At 26.1% G+C, this 18,524-nt stretch carries 23 protein-coding genes and 2 pseudogenes; 15 read left to right on the top strand and 10 right to left on the bottom strand.

All coding sequences use genetic code 4. The features are described 5' to 3' along the window. Nucleotides 1-5: 5 nt before the first annotated feature. From ACQH23_RS01335 to ACQH23_RS01360, 6 genes are all read left to right on the top strand, one after another. The gene (locus ACQH23_RS01335; protein ID WP_425378631.1) at nt 6-1,022 is read left to right on the top strand and encodes an ABC transporter ATP-binding protein; all 1,017 of its coding nucleotides are present in this window, start codon (nt 6-8) and stop codon (nt 1,020-1,022) included. A 418-nt stretch (nt 1,023-1,440) separates the two neighbouring features. After that, nucleotides 1,441-2,673: a DUF2130 domain-containing protein gene (locus ACQH23_RS01340; protein ID WP_425378632.1), complete on the top strand. Its 1,233-nt coding sequence runs from the start codon at nt 1,441-1,443 to the stop codon at nt 2,671-2,673. Between the two features lie 683 nt (nt 2,674-3,356). Next, complete coding sequence (locus tag ACQH23_RS01345) at nt 3,357-3,581, top strand: hypothetical protein (RefSeq protein WP_425379277.1); 225 nt, start codon at nt 3,357-3,359, stop codon at nt 3,579-3,581. Further along, entirely contained in the window at nt 3,505-3,732 is a 228-nt protein-coding gene (locus ACQH23_RS01350; protein ID WP_425378633.1) for a hypothetical protein, read from the top strand. The genes ACQH23_RS01345 and ACQH23_RS01350 overlap by 77 nt, the downstream gene beginning before the upstream one ends. A gap of 324 nt (nt 3,733-4,056) precedes the next feature. Beyond that, the gene (locus ACQH23_RS01355) at nt 4,057-4,575 is read left to right on the top strand and encodes a UPF0236 family transposase-like protein (RefSeq protein ID WP_425378634.1); all 519 of its coding nucleotides are present in this window, start codon (nt 4,057-4,059) and stop codon (nt 4,573-4,575) included. 5 nt (nt 4,576-4,580) lie between these two features. Then, nucleotides 4,581-5,048 carry a UPF0236 family transposase-like protein gene (locus ACQH23_RS01360; protein ID WP_425378635.1) on the top strand — a complete coding sequence of 156 codons (468 nt, stop codon included), beginning with the start codon at nt 4,581-4,583 and terminating at the stop codon, nt 5,046-5,048. Between the two features lie 283 nt (nt 5,049-5,331). On the opposite strand, the gene ACQH23_RS01365 is transcribed toward ACQH23_RS01360, so the two are convergent. Beyond that, nucleotides 5,332-5,514 (bottom strand): hypothetical protein, encoded by a 183-nt coding sequence (locus ACQH23_RS01365; protein ID WP_425377776.1) that lies wholly within the window; start codon nt 5,512-5,514, stop codon nt 5,332-5,334. A gap of 39 nt (nt 5,515-5,553) precedes the next feature. Next, nucleotides 5,554-5,847 (bottom strand): annotated as a pseudogene (locus ACQH23_RS01370) (DDE-type integrase/transposase/recombinase); the annotation flags it as partial. A gap of 116 nt (nt 5,848-5,963) precedes the next feature. On the opposite strand from ACQH23_RS01370, the gene ACQH23_RS01375 reads away from it, so the two are divergent. Then, nucleotides 5,964-6,914: an IS30 family transposase gene (locus ACQH23_RS01375; protein ID WP_425378636.1), complete on the top strand. Its 951-nt coding sequence runs from the start codon at nt 5,964-5,966 to the stop codon at nt 6,912-6,914. 12 nt (nt 6,915-6,926) lie between these two features. Here the strand turns inward: ACQH23_RS01375 and ACQH23_RS01380 are convergent, their stop codons facing one another. Continuing rightward, the gene (locus ACQH23_RS01380) at nt 6,927-7,307 is read right to left on the bottom strand and encodes an IS3 family transposase (protein WP_425379278.1); all 381 of its coding nucleotides are present in this window, start codon (nt 7,305-7,307) and stop codon (nt 6,927-6,929) included. After that, nucleotides 7,274-7,537, bottom strand: a complete 264-nt coding sequence (locus ACQH23_RS01385) for a transposase family protein (RefSeq protein ID WP_425378330.1) — start codon at nt 7,535-7,537, stop codon at nt 7,274-7,276. The genes ACQH23_RS01380 and ACQH23_RS01385 overlap by 34 nt, the downstream gene beginning before the upstream one ends. A 71-nt stretch (nt 7,538-7,608) precedes the next feature. Here ACQH23_RS01385 and ACQH23_RS01390 point away from each other — a divergent pair, with 71 nt between their 5' ends. The 6 genes and pseudogenes from ACQH23_RS01390 (at nt 7,609) to ACQH23_RS01415 (ending at nt 12,276) form a co-directional block, all read left to right on the top strand. After that, nucleotides 7,609-7,827, top strand: coding sequence for a hypothetical protein (locus ACQH23_RS01390; protein WP_425378637.1), 219 nt, complete (start codon nt 7,609-7,611; stop codon nt 7,825-7,827). Nucleotides 7,828-8,111: 284 nt separating this feature from the next. Beyond that, nucleotides 8,112-8,168, top strand: a pseudogene (locus ACQH23_RS01395) (hypothetical protein); the annotation flags it as partial. Nucleotides 8,169-8,285: 117 nt separating this feature from the next. Continuing rightward, nucleotides 8,286-8,798, top strand: a complete 513-nt coding sequence (locus tag ACQH23_RS01400; RefSeq protein ID WP_425378638.1) for a hypothetical protein — start codon at nt 8,286-8,288, stop codon at nt 8,796-8,798. Between the two features lie 297 nt (nt 8,799-9,095). Beyond that, nucleotides 9,096-10,397, top strand: a complete 1,302-nt coding sequence (locus ACQH23_RS01405) for a YitT family protein (protein ID WP_425378639.1) — start codon at nt 9,096-9,098, stop codon at nt 10,395-10,397. 434 nt (nt 10,398-10,831) lie between these two features. Further along, nucleotides 10,832-11,815 (top strand): UPF0236 family transposase-like protein, encoded by a 984-nt coding sequence (locus ACQH23_RS01410; protein ID WP_425378640.1) that lies wholly within the window; start codon nt 10,832-10,834, stop codon nt 11,813-11,815. A 191-nt stretch (nt 11,816-12,006) separates the two neighbouring features. Continuing rightward, nucleotides 12,007-12,276, top strand: coding sequence for a hypothetical protein (locus ACQH23_RS01415; protein WP_425378641.1), 270 nt, complete (start codon nt 12,007-12,009; stop codon nt 12,274-12,276). 40 nt (nt 12,277-12,316) lie between these two features. Here ACQH23_RS01415 and ACQH23_RS01420 read toward each other — a convergent pair whose 3' ends face one another. Next, a complete protein-coding gene (locus ACQH23_RS01420) occupies nt 12,317-12,655 on the bottom strand; it encodes a hypothetical protein (protein ID WP_425378642.1) in 339 nt (112 codons plus the stop codon). A 57-nt stretch (nt 12,656-12,712) separates the two neighbouring features. Here ACQH23_RS01420 and ACQH23_RS01425 point away from each other — a divergent pair, with 57 nt between their 5' ends. Further along, the gene (locus tag ACQH23_RS01425; RefSeq protein ID WP_425378643.1) at nt 12,713-13,663 is read left to right on the top strand and encodes an IS30 family transposase; all 951 of its coding nucleotides are present in this window, start codon (nt 12,713-12,715) and stop codon (nt 13,661-13,663) included. Then, nucleotides 13,664-13,801: a hypothetical protein gene (locus ACQH23_RS01430; RefSeq protein ID WP_425378644.1), complete on the top strand. Its 138-nt coding sequence runs from the start codon at nt 13,664-13,666 to the stop codon at nt 13,799-13,801. A 69-nt stretch (nt 13,802-13,870) separates the two neighbouring features. Here ACQH23_RS01430 and ACQH23_RS01435 read toward each other — a convergent pair whose 3' ends face one another. The 5 genes from ACQH23_RS01435 to ACQH23_RS01455 form a co-directional block, all read right to left on the bottom strand. Beyond that, nucleotides 13,871-14,077, bottom strand: coding sequence for an IS3 family transposase (locus ACQH23_RS01435; protein WP_425378645.1), 207 nt, complete (start codon nt 14,075-14,077; stop codon nt 13,871-13,873). 173 nt (nt 14,078-14,250) lie between these two features. Further along, nucleotides 14,251-14,514 carry a transposase family protein gene (locus ACQH23_RS01440; protein WP_425377916.1) on the bottom strand — a complete coding sequence of 88 codons (264 nt, stop codon included), beginning with the start codon at nt 14,512-14,514 and terminating at the stop codon, nt 14,251-14,253. Between the two features lie 90 nt (nt 14,515-14,604). Beyond that, nucleotides 14,605-15,027, bottom strand: coding sequence for a hypothetical protein (locus ACQH23_RS01445; protein WP_425378646.1), 423 nt, complete (start codon nt 15,025-15,027; stop codon nt 14,605-14,607). Nucleotides 15,028-15,260: 233 nt separating this feature from the next. Further along, nucleotides 15,261-16,193: a 1-phosphofructokinase gene (gene pfkB, locus ACQH23_RS01450; RefSeq protein WP_425378647.1), complete on the bottom strand. Its 933-nt coding sequence runs from the start codon at nt 16,191-16,193 to the stop codon at nt 15,261-15,263. Nucleotides 16,194-16,262: 69 nt separating this feature from the next. Next, nucleotides 16,263-18,326: a fructose-specific PTS transporter subunit EIIC gene (locus tag ACQH23_RS01455; protein ID WP_425378648.1), complete on the bottom strand. Its 2,064-nt coding sequence runs from the start codon at nt 18,324-18,326 to the stop codon at nt 16,263-16,265. Nucleotides 18,327-18,524: the final 198 nt, after the last annotated feature.

Here is an 18,524-nt window from a genome sequence, read left to right on the forward strand (position 1 = left end):
AAAAGATGAATAATAATGCATTAGTGTTTAGTGATGTTGCCATTGCTGCGCGTAATTTTAGTAAAAAATTTAAAAATAGTATTGTTGGTCCTTTTAATTTTAATGTTGGCCGGGGGAAATTACATGTTATTTTAGGATCATCGGGAAGTGGAAAAACGGTTTTTATTAAATCTTTAATTGGTGGTTTAAAGGGATTTAAAGGGGAAATTACCATTTTTGATAAAAAAGCAACAAAAATTAGTATGAAAAAAATGATTGGTTATGTACCAGAATTTGTTACTTTTCCCGAAAATATTAGTTCTTATAATTTTTTAAAGTATTTAGGAAAAACTAATGGTTTACGCGGAAAATATCTTCGCGACCGTATTGAATACTTAATGAAATCATTAGAAATTTGAGAACACCGTGATAAGGATGTTAATTCCTTTTCATCGGGAATGAAAAAAAGGGTCATGATTATTCAAGGAATTATTCATGATCCAGAAATTTTAATTTTAGATGAACCAGAAGCCGGATTAGATATTAATAATCGAAAAAAAATTATTTCTTATTTAAAACAGTTAACATTATGTGGTAAAACAGTCTTTTTTTCTTCCCATTTGTTAGATGAAATTAAAAACTATATTGATGAATTTACGATGGTAATGAGTGGAACACAAATTTATACGGGGCAATTAGCTGCTTTTAATATTAAAAATAGTTACTATCTTGTTACAAATAATTCCCAAGAAATGATCCGGTTTTTTAATGTCAACCGTGTTCCAAACTGGTATGATCGTGCGAATAATTCTTTAAATTTCGTTTTAAATTCGCCATTACATTTATATTATGTAACGCAGTATGCCTTAAAAAAACATATTAAAATTGTAAAAATTAGTGAAGTTGAATTTTCATTTAATTTCTTATTGCAAAAACTAAATATTACCTTACCGCCTAATATGACTACTAGTCGTAAATTACGGAAAAAGCAATTAAAAAAACAGCACCAAAATTGACCGGGGCAAGGAGGCTTGACCCGGTAGGGTATAGAAAAAGAAATTATTTTGAAAATATATTTACAATTCAGGAAATAATAATCAATTAGTTAAACGTCATTAGTAAATAATAAATAAGAAAAAAGGAGATAAAAAAATGAAATGAGAATTCACATGTTTCAATTGTGGATATATTATTACAGAAGAAGATTTTAGTAAAAATGAAAAAATTTTATCTAATTTAAAATCTATTTTTGACAAGCATAAAGATATTTATATTCAAAATTTAAAAGAAAAATTAATTATTGATTTACAAGAACAGCAAAAAGAAGAATTATCAAGAATTATAGCTGAGAAAGAGAATCAATTTAATAAGATAAAGCAAGAAGAGCTTGATAAACTTAATCAAAGTATTACTAATCAAAGTATTGAATTAAGTAATAATAAAGTTAATTTAGAAAAATTATTGATTGAAAAAGAAAATTCAATTAATTTGGCAAAACAAAAAGAAATTGATAATCTAAAAGAACATATTGCTAAGTTAAGTACTCTTATAGAAAATAATAAACTTGAATTAGATAAAACATTGGCTGAGAAAGAGAATCAATTTAATAAGATAAAGCAAGAAGAGCTTGATAAACTTAATAAAATTATTACTAATCAAAGTATTGAATTAAGTAATAATAAAGTTAATTTAGAAAAATTATTGATTGAAAAAGAAAATTCAATTAATTTGGCAAAACAAAAAGAAATTGATAATCTAAAAGAACATATTGCTAAGTTAAGTACTCTTATAGAAAATAATAAACTTGAATTAGATAAAACATTGGCTGAGAAAGAGAATCAATTTAATAAGATAAAGCAAGAAGAGCTTGATAAACTTAATCAAATTATTACTAATCAAAGTATTGAATTAAGTAATAATAAAGTTAATTTAGACAAATTATTGATTGAAAAAGAAAACCAATTAATGAACAAACAACAAGAAATAATTTTAAATTACGAAAAAGAATTAAAAGTTCTTAATTCTCAAGTTGAGGAATTAAAGATTGCCAATGCTACTAATAAAGTTATCCAGAATAAAACAAAAGGAGAAAACTTTGAGCATGAAGTATATGGTGAATTATTAAAAGTATTTGAAGATGATAAAGTTACTAAAATTACTTCACAAGATAAAAAAGCAGATTATTTACAAGAAATTATAATTGATAATAAAAAAATAGGCAAAATAGTTTATGAAGTAAAAAATGCAGAATGAAGTAATGCATGAGAAAAAAAATTAGTCGAAGATATGGCTAAACAAGGTTCAAAATATGGAATTCTTGTTGCAACATCATTCAATAAAAAATATTCAGGGATTCCATTTAAAAAATCTGATGAAAATCCAAATATTTATCTATGCGATGCAGATAGTTTTATTTTTGTAGGACAAATTATTAGAAGTATGATTAAAATTGAATATAAATTAGATTCTCAAAGACAAATAACAAATTATGATGAAAAATTAAAAGCATTTACTTCTTGAAAAGAAGTCCATTTACCAAAATTAATTAAAATGTTTGAAGATAGTTTTACGAGAATTAAAGAAGCAGAGGCAAGCATTACTAAAAAAGTGGATGAAATTAAAATTGCAAGAGAGAAGATGCATAATAATGCATTACACAATATTAGAGAATTTCTTGAAGAGTTTAATTTTTAAATTAAAGGAGAAAAAATATACTGCACCCAAAAAAGTAAGTAAATAAAAAAATTGTAGAAACCACATACATTTTGTACTTTTGGTATTTACATTTTTAAAAAATTGATTTTATTAATATTTTAAATAAGGAGTTGAAATTATGCAAAAAAAGCAATATTTAATTTTGCGATCGTTAGTTAAAAAGTACGGTAAAGATATTGTTATTAATACTGTCAATAAGATTGCAAATTTCAATTTTTTAATTTATGACTTTAATTTTGTCGAAAACTCTTGATATTTATAAAATATACTTCTTGCGATACCTTGTTATTTATGCTTAAAAAGCAATTAAAATTTTTAAAAATGATTATTTTAAAGTTTAATTTAATTTTTTTAATTTGTAATTTTTTTATTTTTGTTAATATCGCAAGAAGTCTAATATGCCTAATTTTAGGTATATTTTATAAATATCAAGAGTTTTCTACAAAATTAAAGAAATTATTTAAATCTCTGAAAATGAAAATATCAACACAAAGATTTAACACCAAACCAACAAGCAACGGTATTATATTTTAACATCTAAAAAAGTTAAAGAACAATAATAATCTTTCATCAAATTCGTTTTCAAATTGTTATATTGATGATTTTTTCTATTTTATCAAGAGTTTTTGACAAAATTAAAGATTTATGAAAGGAATTATATCATGCCAGTATGATTAACATGAATATTTAGTATTTTGATTTTGTTAGGTATTTTTGCGTGAATTGGTTTATCAATTTATCAAAAAGTTAGACAAATTCAAGGTAAGAAAAAAGAAAAAAAGAACTTGAAAAAAAGGAGGATAGAAAATAATGAATTTATTAACTGAAACAGTTACAAAAATCGGATTTGGTGATGGAATGAATTCCATTTGAACTGGTTTAGATAATGCAATGGGTAAAGTAAAAGATGCTGTATATGGTATTTTACCGCAATTAATAACTTTTTTAGGTGATGCTTGAATTATTTTAATTACATTTGAATTATTTATTATTATTAAGATATTAAACTTTTTCCGTCGTATGGTTAAAGGATTTTAATAGAATATACTTCTTGCGATATTAACAAAAATAAAAAAAATTACAAATAAAAAAAATTAAATTAAACTTTAAAATAAGCATCTTTAAAAATTTTAATTGCTTTTTAAGCATAAATAATAAAGTATCGCAAGAAGTCTAATGTATTATGTAAATTCAAGCAGCAAATTCTGTCTCTTGTTAGTATGATAATAACATCATTTAAAATAAATGCAACTATTTTTTTTAATTTTGTCGAAAACGATTGCGTTGCCAAAGTTGGGGAAAATAAAAAAGAAAGTTTTCAGTATAATTAAGTTTGAAAAAAATTAGAAAGAAAACTATCCTATGAATATTATAATTATAATCCAAGAGTTTTTAAACGAAAATAATAACTCTTTTATTGATTTAATTAATGAAATTAGCCCCAATATCCCTATTACAGCACTATTATCCTATTTAAACAATGAAATTAGTTCTGAAGCTTGAATAATATTTAAAAATATTTTTGAATATATTGATAACTATATTTTTAATAAGGACTGACGCAAAGCACGTTATATTCCAAAAGGATTTTATCAACGAACTTTGGTTTTTCGTAATGGTGAAGTTACTTTTAAACGACGAAAATATATCTTAAAACCAGAATTTCAAGTGGCAAAAAAACCAAAAACGGTCTTTTTACTTGATATTCAATTAGGGATTGAAAGTTATCAGCGACTTGATTATGATTTTTCGTTAGAAATAATCAGCAAATTAGGCATAAATTTTAGTTATCAAGATATTTGTAATATGTATCGGAATTCTAACATAACAAAAAAACAATTTTTAACCTTATTAAACGGTTTGATATTAAACATTTGTTAGAACTAATGCTAGATGAACCAGATACAAAACTAAAACATGATGGGGTTATTTATATTGAAACCGATGAAGCATATCGCAATGCCATTAGTTATCAAATCAAAAAACGATTAAAAATTAAGAAAAGAATCCGTTTAACCGTCTTTCATACTGGTTATAAAGATCCTAAAACAATACGAAAAACAATACATAATGTCAAATTTCTAGTAACAATGACTAATGAAGTTAAAAAAATTAACTCTAAAAAATACTGACAAGGAATTAAAGAATTTATTAACTTAAATTATGAATCACCCGAGACAGCTAAAATTATTGTGCTTGGTGATGTGCACAATATATTTCAACGGTTGAAAAACACATCAATGTTGAATTTATCATTGATCGTTTCCATGTTATTAAAAAAATTAAAGATTGTCTCCGTGGTCCACGATATTATAAACGTTATTTATTTAATAAAATTAGAAAATCAATTCTAAAATTAAACTGAAACAAGGTTACAAAATACCTTGAATGAGCTTATCAGCTTGTTAAAACCGAAGAAGCGAAAGGAAAGTTACAAGAAATATCTAATTATTTAAGAACATACTATGGAGCAATTCAAAAATGAGAATATCAAGAAAATATTGGTTGTCGCATTGAAAGTTATATTGCTCGAATTATTAAAGTAATGTTTCGTTCAAAACCAAAAATATTTAATGAAAAAACGATTTACAAAGTAATGTAGACTGCACCCTGTTTAGTAAGTATTAATAAAAAGGTTTACAAACTTTCATTTATTATATCTTTTTCTTTTTGGTTTGAATATCATTTATTTCATTTTTTAACATCATTAATATATTCATTATGAGATTTATAATTTTTATTATGGATTGTTCCTTTTTTAAGTAATGAATGAAAACTTTCAATAATAATGTTGTCTGCACAATGATAATTTTTACCCATTGAAATTATAATTTTGTTATCTAAACATTTACTATTATAATCTTTAGATGTATATTGATATCCGTGATCTGAATGAATTATTGTTTTATTTAGATCTTTTTTTATTTTTTTAATTTTATTAATTGCAGCATTTAAATTATCAATTACAAGTTTGTTATTATTAAATTTTGATCATTTTACATCAATAATTTCTTTAGTATATCCATCAAGTATTGTTGATTGATAATGTTTTTTACCATTTCAAATTAAATAAGTTACATCAGTAAATAAAATTGAAAATCTTTCTTTAATATCATTAAAATTACGATTTACTAAATCAGGATATTTAATTATATTTTTATTGCTGAATTATACTTGTAAGTGCAAGTAAATAAAATTGCAAAAAATATCATATAAAAATTTTATGATGCTAAGTTTATTTTAGAAAAAATAAAGCAAGGGGTTTTTATATGGGATATAAACATCTTGGCATAGATGAAAGAATTTATATTGAGAATCAATTGAAGTTTAAAATAAAAATTAGTGAAATAGCTAAAAATCTTAATCGAAGTATTAGTACTATTATTCGAGAAGTTAATAGAAATAAAGATAATAATCATTATTTTTCATTAATTGCACAAAATAAAGCAGAAAATAGAAAACAATCACATATTTATTTTCATAAGTTTAAAAATAGAGAATTAGTAAAATATGTACAACAAAAATTATTATTAGGTTGATCACCCGAACAAATTTATGGCAGAATTAAAAATTTTCATAAAGAATGAATTATTAGTTTTAAAACAATTTACAATTGAATTTATTCTGGATTACTTGAAAAAGTTACTAATAAAAATTTAAGAAGAAAAGGTAAGAAACGAAAATATCAAGAAAATCGTGGTAAATTTAATGGTAAATCAATTAAAGAACGAAATGCTAATGTTAATAATCGCGTAACTCTTGGTCATTGAGAAGGTGATACCGTAGTATCATCACGAGGTAAAAGTAAATCATGTTTAATAACTTTAGTTGAAAGAACATCAAGATTTACTTTAGCAATATTAGTTGAAAATAGAACTACTAAAGTTATTAACGAAAATATTAGCCATTATTTATCAATTCTTCCAAATAATCTTGTTAAGACTATAACATTTGATCGTGGTAAAGAATTTGCTAATTGACAACAACTTGAAAAAAATTTAAATGTGAAAATTTATTTTGCTAATGCATATTCACCCTGACAAAGAGGTACTAATGAAAATACTAATGGTTTAATTAGAGAAAAATTTCCTAAAAAATTTAATTTTTCAAATACTACTAAAAATGCAGTTCATAAATTTATATTGTCTTTAAACCAAAGACCAAGAAAAATACTAAATTATCTTTCGCCAATCGAATATTTGGTTATAAAAATAATTTAGTTGCACTTAACTTTACAATTTGGCATTTCTATTTTGTTTTATTAATATTTTTCTACGCATACGCTTTACATATTCAGCTTGAATATTATTTTCTTTCATAATTCGTAATACTTTCTTAGCATTATAAACAATGCCATAATCTTCTTTTAAATATTTGGTAATTCGACGATAACCAAATTGTTTTAAATTTTCTTCATAGACTTTTACAATATTATTTAATGGTTCGCTATCCTTACCAGTACTTGAATAATTTTTATATTTATCTCAATAACTACGCTTTAAATATGTTATATCAAGTAATAAATTTAGTGGATATTTATTAAGGTTTTCTTTGATAAAAAATACAATTTTTCTTTTATTTAATTGTAAAAGTCATGAAGCTTTTTTAGTAATTCATACCTAACTTTGTAATAGTTTAAATCTCTTTTTTCAAATGATTCTTTTGGACCTTTATTGGTGTTTAAAATTCCTTTCTTAAAATTTTCATACCATGAAGCAATAGTTTTTTTATTAATTGCATATTTTTTTGCAATAAAACTTATACTATTATTTTTAACCTCTTGTCCTATCATTTTTCGAAAATCTGCTGTATATTTATTAAATTTTTGTCCTTTTCTTGCCATATAAAAACGCACCTCCTTTAAAAGTTTAGCAAAGACTTTTTTTCTTTACTTACTTTTTTGGGTGCAGTCTAATGTTATTAAAACAATTGACAGCTAATGGGATTAATCCCTTTCAAGAACTAACAGAAATTAAAAATCTTCAAGTAAAAAATGAAGAAATTACTTGAAGATGAATATTTAAAAAGATGAATAATCCAGAAGTTAAACAATATAACTTACCAATATTCACCGCTTCTACATTATCAAATACTAAAACTCTTTTAAAGAAAATAGTTTATAATTATTATTAGAACTTAATGCTGAAAACTTTTCCCCAACATTTTACACGCTACCGTCGAAAACTATCTTTAATTTTGTAGAAAACTCTTGATATTTATAAAATATATCTAAAATTAGGTATATTTTTAATATAAAGAGAGGTAAATAATTGATGGAAAAAATACTTGCAGAATTAATAAATAGTTTAACAGATGGTCAATTTTTAGAATTTTATTAAAAAGTTAAAAAAGAAGCAGAATTAATCAAAAAACAAAAACGCTTAAATGAAATTGATCAAAAATTTAGAGATAAAGGTATTAAATGTCCTAATTGCAAATCTTATCATTGTGTTAAAAATGGCCATAATCCCGAAGGAAAACAAAAATATTTATGCAAAAAATGTCGGGCTAGTTTTGATGCTTTTCGTCATCATTTTACTTATTGAAGTCATTTAAATTATGAACAATGAAATTTATTAATTCAAATTTCATTGCTATGACAATCTAGTAAAGTAATTTCCCGTTTTATTAAAACAACACCCAAAACAGCTTGATATAATCGTCAAAAATTAATGCCATCAAAACAATTAGAAAATACTCAATTAAAATTTAAAAAATTAAATGGCCAAATACAAATCGATGAAACATTTATTAAAGAAATCCATAAAGGTAATTTTAAAGATAAATTTGATAAACGAAAAACTCATCTTGATCCATTTTCCACTAACACTAAATGTTGTATTCAAATGGCGGTTGATACTAATAATAATATTTTTGTTCAATCCACTAATACCAAACGATTACAAAAACAGTGAATTATTGAAAATATGAATAAACAATTAATTAACAAAAATTTCATTATTATTTCTGATATGCAACCATTATATTTATTAGTAGCAAAACAAACAAGTTCTACTTTATATGCCACTAAAACTAGGACAAATCCTGATGCCAGTTATCGAAAATTAAATAAAGTTAGTAAATTACAAGCAAGTCTTAGATAAGCCTTAATTCATTATCATGGTTTAGGTTTTACTAACATTCAAAATTATTTAAATCTCTGAAAATGAAAATACCAACACAAAGGTTTAACACCAAACCAACAAGCAACGGTATTATATTTTAACATCTAAAAAAGTTAAAGAACAATAATAATCTTCCACCAAATTCGTTTTCAAATTGTCATATTGATGATTTTTTTTATTTTATCAATAGTTTTCTACAAAATTAAAGATTTCGGTTGTTTTTTATTTTTTAAAGGGTGTTATACTTATTTATAATAATTAAGGTTAAGAAAGGGCATGGAAAAACGAAAAATGGTTAACGATGAAGAAAACATATTAAAACAAGAAAGAGATAGTAATAACTCTGGAGTTAGCCCTGATAATATAAAAAATAAAACAGCAGAAAATTATCCGAAAGAAAAAACAAATGAACGGAAAACCCGTAGTCGTGAACGGATTTCCCGAACAGAATTTAATTTACGTTTTAAAGCTTACTTTAAATCACTCTTATTCCGTGATTATGGTTATATTATTTTTGCTGCTTTTTTAGGAATGGCGAGTTATGATTATTTTATTGCGGCAACAACAAGTAACGGGATTACCCCAAGTGGAATTGGGGCCATTGCCCGGGGAATTGCCATTGGAATTTGACCAGAACAAAATCAATTACAAATGCAGACAAGTATGTACTGAATATTTTACTTTGTCTTTAATGTTCCCTTATTTATTTTTGGGGTTATTAAAGTAGGGATTCGGTTCTCATTCCGAACAATTGTTTATATTGTTTTGCAAAATGGGTTCCACTTTACTTTTGCTTATATTCCTGTTATTAATCCCCAAGAATTATTTTTTATTGTTAATTATAGTAGTTTAAATGTTTTTACTAATTATGGGGGAATGTATCAAATTTGATTATTTGTGTTTGCCGCGGTAGCGGGAATTTTAAATGGAATTGCTTATGGATTAGTTTATAAAGGGGGATCTTCAACCGCCGGAACTGATTTTGTTTTTGCCTATTATTCAGTTAAGAAAAAAATATCAATTGCGAACTATAACCGCATTGTTAATTATATTATTATTGTTGCAATGTTAGCAATTCACATCACATTATTAAGTCGTAGTGAAATTACAAGTATTTATTTTGGTAAAGATTGAGCGACCCATATTGACCAAATTAAAGAACTTGGCTTTAAAATTGATGAAGGCGGGTTAATTGACGTTGATATTGCGATTCACAAAATTAAATACTTCTTTGGTCCGGCATTATTTGCTTCATATTTATTTGTTGTTGTGCAAGCAATTACGATTGATATTATTTTCCCGAAATTTAAATATCGTAGTTTAATGGTTATTACTTCAAAAGGCGATGCAATCGTTTCAGGGTTACAATATGTTCATTATCCAAATGACATTGTGCGAATTTCAGCACGTGATCATTATGAAGGGAACGATATTAATAATGAAGTTATTATTGTTTCAACTTCCGTTTTAGAATATAAAAAGATTAAAGCGGCAATTGTTGTTTCTGATCCGGACGCTAAAATCTTATCGCATAAACTTGATAAGATTATTGCTAACTATAAAGTTGATAAGTATTAACTGTTATGGGGGATTAAATTAAACCAAGTCAAACTTTTTTGCAATATTAGACTTTAGACTGCACCCAAAAAAAGTAAGTAAATAAAAAAAAGTATTTAATTCAAAAACAAAAATTACAGTAATTAAAGCATTTGATGAAACATTATATTTAAAATATAACAATCAAATATATAATTTATTAGAATACATTCCGGTTCCTATTAAAAATATTGAAAACAAAGTTCCCAAATCTAAAGCACATAAACCAAAACCAAATCATCCTTGAAATAATCAATATACATTACAAACATTATTAATTAAATAATTTTGCGAAATTTTTGCTAGATATTGACACTATTTTTCTTTAAAAGATTGCGTTGCCAAAGTTGGGGAAAATAAAAAAGAAAGTTTTCAGTATAATTAAGTTTGAAAAAAATTAGAAAGAAAACTATCCTATGAATATTATAATTAGAATCCAAGAGTTTTTAAACGAAAATAATAACTCTTTTATTGATTTAATTAATGAAATTAGCCCCAATATCCCTATTACAGCACTATTATCCTATTTAAACAATGAAATTAGTTCTGAAGCTTGAATAATATTTAAAAATATTTTTGAATATATTGATAACTATATTTTTAATAAGGACTGACGCAAAGCACGTTATATTCCAAAAGGATTTTATCAACGAACTTTGGTTTTTCGTAATGGTGAAGTTACTTTTAAACGACGAAAATATATCTTAAAACCAGAATTTCAAGTGGCAAAAAAACCAAAAACGGTCTTTTTACTTGATATTCAATTAGGGATTGAAAGTTATCAGCGACTTGATTATGATTTTTCGTTAGAAATAATCAGCAAATTAGGCATAAATTTTAGTTATCAAGATATTTGTAATATGTATCGGAATGCTAACATAACAAAAAAAACAATTTTTAACCTTATTAAACGGTTTGATATTAAACATTTGTTAGAACTAATGCTAGATGAACCAGATACAAAACTAAAACATGATGGGGTTATTTATATTGAAACCGATGAAGCATATCGCAATGCCATTAGTTATCAAATCAAAAAACGATTAAAAATTAAGAAAAGAATCCGTTTAACCGTCTTTCATACTGGTTATAAAGATCCTAAAACAATACGAAAAACAATGCATAATGTCAAATTTCTAGTAACAATGACTAATGAAGTTAAAAAAATTAACTCTAAAAAATACTGACAAGGAATTAAAGAATTTATTAACTTAAATTATGAATCACCCGAGACAACTAAAATTATTGTGCTTGGTGATGGTGCACAATATATTTCAACGGTTGAAAAACACATCAATGTTGAATTTATTTCCATGTTATTAAAAAAATTAAAGATTGTCTCCGTGGTCCACGATATTATAAACGTTATTTATTTAATAAAATTAGAAAAGCAATTCTAAAATTAAACTGAAACAAGGTTACAAAATACCTTGAATGAGCTTATCAGCTTGTTAAAACCGAAGAAGCGAAAGGAAAGTTACAAGAAATATCTAATTATTTAAGAACATACTATGGAGCAATTCAAAAATGAGAATATCAAGAAAATATTGGTTGTCGCATTGAAAGTTATATTGCTCGAATTATTAAAGTAATGTTTCGTTCAAAACCAAAAATATTTAATGAAAAAACGATTTACAAAGTAATGTTATTAAAACAATTGACAGCTAATGGGATTAATCCCTTTCAAGAACGAACAGAAATTAAAAATTTTCAAGTAAAAAATGAACAAATTACTTGAAGATGAATATTTAAAAAGATGAATAATCCAGAAGTTAAACAATATAACTTACCAATATTCACCGCTTCTACATTATCAAATACTAAAACTCTTTTAAAGAAAATAGTTTATAATTATTATTAGAATAGACTGCACCCTGTTTAGTAAGTATTAATAAAAAGGTTTACAAACTTTCATTTATTATATCTTTTTCTTTTTGGTTTGAATATCATTTATTTCATTTTTTAACATCATTAATATATTCATTATGAGATTTATAATTTTTATTATGGATTGTTCCTTTTTTAAGTAATGAATGAAAACTTTCAATAATAATGTTGTCTGCACAATGATAATTTTTACCCATTGAAATTATAATTTTGTTATCTAAACATTTACTATTATAATCTTTAGATGTATATTGATATCCGTGATCTGAATGAATTATTGTTTTATTTAGCTCTTTTTTTATTGCTGAATTATACTTGTAAGTGCAAGTAAATAAAATTGCAAAAAATCTCATATAAAAATTTTATGATGCTAAGTTTATTTTAGAAAAAATAAAGCAAGGAGTTTTTATATGGGATATAAACATCTTGGCATAGATGAAAGAATTTATATTGAGAATCAATTGAAGTTTAAAATAAAAATTAGTGAAATAGCTAAAAATCTTAATCGAAGTATTAGTACTATTATTCGAGAAGTTAATAGAAATAAAGATAATAATCATTATTTTTCATTAATTGCACAAAATAAAGCAGAAAATAGAAAACAATCACATATTTATTTTCATAAGTTTAAAAATAGAGAATTAGTAAAATATGTACAACAAAAATTATTATTAGGTTGATCACCCGAACAAATTTATGGCAGAATTAAAAATTTTTATAAAGAATGAATTATTAGTTTTAAAACAATTTACAATTGAATTTATTCTGGATTACTTGAAAAAGTTACTAATAAAAATTTAAGAAGAAAAGGTAAGAAACGAAAATATCAAGAAAATCGGGGTAAATTTAATGGTAAATCAATTAAAGAACGAAATGCTAATGTTAATAATCGCGTAACTCTTGGCCATTGAGAAGGTGATACCGTAGTATCATCACGAGGTAAAAGTAAATCATGTTTAATAACTTTAGTTGAAAGAACATCAAGATTTACTTTAGCAATATTAGTTGAAAATAGAACTACTAAAGTTATTAACGAAAATATTAGCCATTATTTATCAATTCTTCCAAATAATCTTGTTAAGACTATAACATTTGATCGTGGTAAAGAATTTGCTAATTGACAACAACTTGAAAAAAATTTAAATGTGAAAATTTATTTTGCTAATGCATATTCACCCTGACAAAGAGGTACTAATGAAAATACTAATGGTTTAATTAGAGAAAAATTTCCTAAAAAATTTAATTTTTCAAATACTACTAAAAATGCAGTTCATAAATTTATATTGTCTTTAAACCAAAGACCAAGAAAAATACTAAATTATCTTTCGCCAATCGAATATTTGGTTAGAAAAATAATTTAGTTGCACTTAACTTTACAATTTGGCATTTTATTAATTGCAGCATTTAAATTATCAATTACAAGTTTGTTATTATTAAATTTTGATCATTTTACATCAATAATTTCTTTAGTATATCCATCAATTATTGTTGATTGATAATGTTTTTTACCATTTCAAATTAAATAAGTTACATCAGTAAATAAAATTGAAAATCTTTCTTTAATATCATTAAATATCCTGATTTAGTAAATCAGGATATTTAATGATATTTTTATTTCTATTTTGTTTTATTAATATTTTTCTACGCATACGCTTTACATATTCAGCTTGAATATTATTTTCTTTCATAATTCGTAATACTTTCTTAGCATTATAAACAATGCCATAATCTTCTTTTAAATATTTGGTAATTCTACGATAACCAAATTGTTTCAAATTTTCTTCATAGACTTTTACAATATTTTTTAATGGTTCACTATCCTTACCATTACTTGAATAATTTTTATATTTATCTCAATAACTACGCTTTAAATCTGTTATATCAAGTAATAAATTTAGTGGATATTTATTAAGGTTTTCTTTGATAAAAAATACAATTTTTCTTTTATTTAATTGTAAAAGTCATGAAGCTTTTTTAGTAATTCATACCTAACTTTGTAATAGTTTAAATCTCTTTTTCCTCTTTTTTCTTTTGGACCTTTATTGGTGTTTAAAATTCCTTTCTTAAAATTTTCATACCATGAAGCAACAGTTTTTTTATTAATTGCATATTTTTTTGCAATAAAACTTATACTATTATTTTTAACCTCTTGTCCTATCATTTTTCGAAAATCTGCTGTATATTTATTAAATTTTTGTCCTTTTCTTGCCATATAAAAATGCACCTCCTTTAAAAGTTTAGCAAAGACTTTTTTTCTTTACTTACTTTTTTGGGTGCAGTCTAAAGTGCTAATTGCACTTTTTTAATTTGGCTTAATTATAATATTAACTGTATTATTGCTTTCATTAGTAAAATTTAAATTATCAGAATTATTTAAAAAAGTTAAATTAGTATTATGTCCTCAACTGGGATAACCAACAGCCCCCATAAACCTTGGCCATATAACTTTTGTAAATCTAATTTTTAATTTTAAATTATTAGTATAATATGCTTGTAAATATACATTTTGAACATTATTAATGGGTTTTAAATTTGTATCTGATACTTGTATTAAAAATGATATTATTTGGTCTTGATATTTAGTTTTATATTCTGAAAAAGAAACATCCCTTAATTTATCTGCTTTACTTATAACAAATGTTTTAATTTCTGTTGAAATTTCATTTGTTTTAATAATTTTATTTTGAGGAAAAGGCATCGTGTACGATGAACCTCCAAAAAACAACCCTTTTTATTTGTAAACCCATAATTATTAATTAATTCAGAGAAAGGGCAGCATCTTAAATTCTTAAAATAGAAACTTTTTATCACAACTTTAAGTTAACGAAAAAAGTTGTATTACACATTTATTAAATATCTTAGAAATCTTTACAAAGTAGACTGCACCCAAAAAAGTTTAGCAAAGACTTTTTTGGGTGCAGTCTAAAACATTGCATATTTATAAAAATATCATTTTTATTATTTAAAGACAGTAATCTTAATTTGTTTTTTTAAACTTTCCACTACTGCTTGTTCAGCAATTCCTGGACTAAAAGCAGTTGCTGAACCAGCACAAATTCCAGTTAACAAAGCTTTTTGATAATCCTTAGTTGTTAAATAAGTTCCAACAAAACCAGCAACCATTGAATCACCAGCTCCAGATGAATTAATTAATTGGCCCGTTGCCGTATTACCAAGATACACATCTGTTGGAGTAATTAAGATGCTGCCATCTTTACCACTACTAATTAAAACATTTTGGGCCCCTTGTGCTTGTAATTTTTGACCTAAAGCAACAATTTTAGCTTTTTGGGTAAATTTATAATCGGTTCCAAATAATTCATTTAATTCATCTAAATTTGGTTTAACTAAGAATGGTTTTGCCCCTAAAGTTGATAATAATACATTTTTTGTTGCATCAATAACGAATATAATTTGATTTTCATAACAATAAGTACTAATCTTTTGATATAAATCAAATGGACAATTTTGCGGTAACGAACCAGACATAATTAAACAATCATTCTTTGTTACTTCTGTTTTAATAATTGTTAATATTGCAGCAATATCATTGTCACTAATTGCAAAAGCAATTCCGTTTAATTCGGTTTCTTGCTTTATTTCTAAACTCTTAATTTTCATATTAGTTCGTGTTTTACCCGCAACCTCATGAAAACAAGCAACAACATCTTGCTTTGCTAAATAATGTTCAAACACTTCTTTATTATCGTGACCCAAAAAGCCTAAGGCAGTGGTTGGATATCCTAAATGTTGTAGCATCACTGCAACATTAATTCCTTTGCCCCCAATAACCTCATATTCGCTAACAACTTTATTTGTTTCTCCTAACTGAAAATTAGGAACTTCAATTACTTGATCAATTGCGGGATTTAATGTTAATGTATAAATCATCTTTTTTACTCCTTTCGTTCTTATTTTAGTATTATAAAAACCCAACTAGTTGGGTTTTTATGTTTTAAATTAAACTGCTAAAGTAATTTTATTGTTTTTAACATCGTGCATTCTTCAAAAACCAAGAATTAAGACACTAACAAAACTTCCTATAATTAAGGCAATAACTGAAATTAAGACAGCAACCCCAATTGAAGCACCATGATTAGCAATCATAAATCAATTTTTACCATTATCTTGAATTTGTAATAATGGGAAGACAAAGATTCCACCATGTGGTGCTGCTAAGGTTACCCCAAAACCACTCACAATCGCTCCGGTAATAGCACTTCCGGCCATAATTGAAGGAATTGTTCGTTTTGGATCAGCAGCGGCAAATGGAATTGCCCCTTCTGTAATAAAGCAGATTGCTAAGAAATAGTTTGTATTACCTTGTTCAACATCTTTTTTTGTTCAATATTTTTTAAACATTCTAGTACATAAGGCTAAAGCTAATGGTGGCACCATCCCAGCTAACATTGCAACAGCCATAAAGACTGTTCCCCCATTAGTTGCACGAATTCCTGCATAAGCTGTTTGCGTTGCATCAATCGTTAAGGTTCCAAAAACATAGGCGGCTTTATTAATCGGACCACCCATATCGGCTGCCATCATTAACCCAATAATAATTCCAATTAAAGCATTTAAATTATAATCAGCAATGGCTTTTAATCCTTCACTTAAACCTCAGTTTAAATATCCTAATGGAATATTTAATCCAAACATTAAGACTCCGGCTGCTAAGGCTGCTAAAATAGGAATTAAGACAATATCTCGTACTCCTCTTAATGATGGATGGAAACGGGCAAACCCTTTTTGACATCCATAGACAACAAAAGCCACCAGATAACCACCAATCAAGGCACCAAAGAACCCTGAGTTAAAGTTTGAAACTGAGTCTGGGAATAGACGCCCTCATGTGTTTGCTCATCCTGTTTTGGTTGAAGCATCATATAACATTCCCGGCGCATTCGCAATTAACCCCGCTGTCATCCCTGGCAATAATCCTTGGGGGCCAACAATTGAGTAACAAATATAAGCTCCTAAAATTGGGACCATCATTCCAAAGATTACTTTTCCTAATCCTGAAAATCAAGCAGCAACATCACGAGTTACCCCAAAGTTACCACCAGAATTACCAGAATCTAATAAGAATCCAATTCCTAAAATAATTCCCCCAGCAACCACAAATGGCAGCATTCGTGAAACTCCACCAAGAAGGTTTTTGGTAACATCTTTAAAGTTTTTTAAACTTAATTCTCCAACTTCTTCACTGCCACCTTTGCTAGCTTTACCAACTGTTAAGCGTTTTCCGTTTAAAGCGTCTTGGATTACACTTGAGCCATGGTAGATGACATCTTTTGTACTTGTTTCTAAATAAGAAACTCCTTGCAAACGACTCATTCCCATAATTTTTTTATCAATTCCAATAATAATTGCTTTCGCATTGGCGATATCCTTGGCTGTTAACACATTTTCATTGCCACTCCGCCCTTGGGTTTCAACTTTAATTGTTAAGCCCATTGCTTTAGCGGCTTCTTCCATTTTTTCCTTAGCCATATAAGTATGGGCAATTCCGGTTGGACAAGCTGTAATCCCAATAATATCATAATGACCATCAGTCTTAACTATCTCATGCTCATTAATTGGTTCGTCAAAAGCTGTAATAATATCAGCAAAATTTTTTGCTGCTCGAATTTGGTTCACAACTTTACTTTTCCCTAAAAAACCAGCTAATTTTGCCAAGGCATGTAAATGTTGTTCGCCTTCTTCGGCTGGAGTTGTAATCATAAAAATGACATCAACTGGTTTATTATCTAAACTTTGTCAATCAATGGCTTTTTCTAATGTCATAATCGCAATTGCTGGTTTTGTAACACTGCTACTTGAACAATGGGGAATTGCTAAACCATTACCAACTCCCGTTGGGCCTTCTGTTTCTCGTTTTTCTAAAGCCTTAATTAATGCCGCTTGGTCAATAACTGTTTCATTATTAACTAATGCTGCTGCTAATGTGGCAAAGACTTCAATTTTATCTGTCGCAGAAGTTTTTAAAACGGTTGTCGTTTCAGTAAAATAATCAATTATTTTCATAATTTTTATCTCTCTATCCTTTCTTTGAACTTGTAATGATTTCAACTTCCGAACAGGAAGTGAATTTTAATAATGATTTGATGTTAAATTTTGATTCATCCGTAAGAATATAACTCTTGGTTGTTCGTTTAATAACTTCCGCTTTAATCATTTTCTTCTCATCCGATTAAAGCCCCTGTTTGGTGCTTATACTTACCA

It is taken from the genome of Spiroplasma endosymbiont of Polydrusus pterygomalis (assembly GCF_964030635.1).
Lineage (GTDB): Bacteria > Bacillota_I > Bacilli_A > Mycoplasmatales > Mycoplasmataceae > Spiroplasma.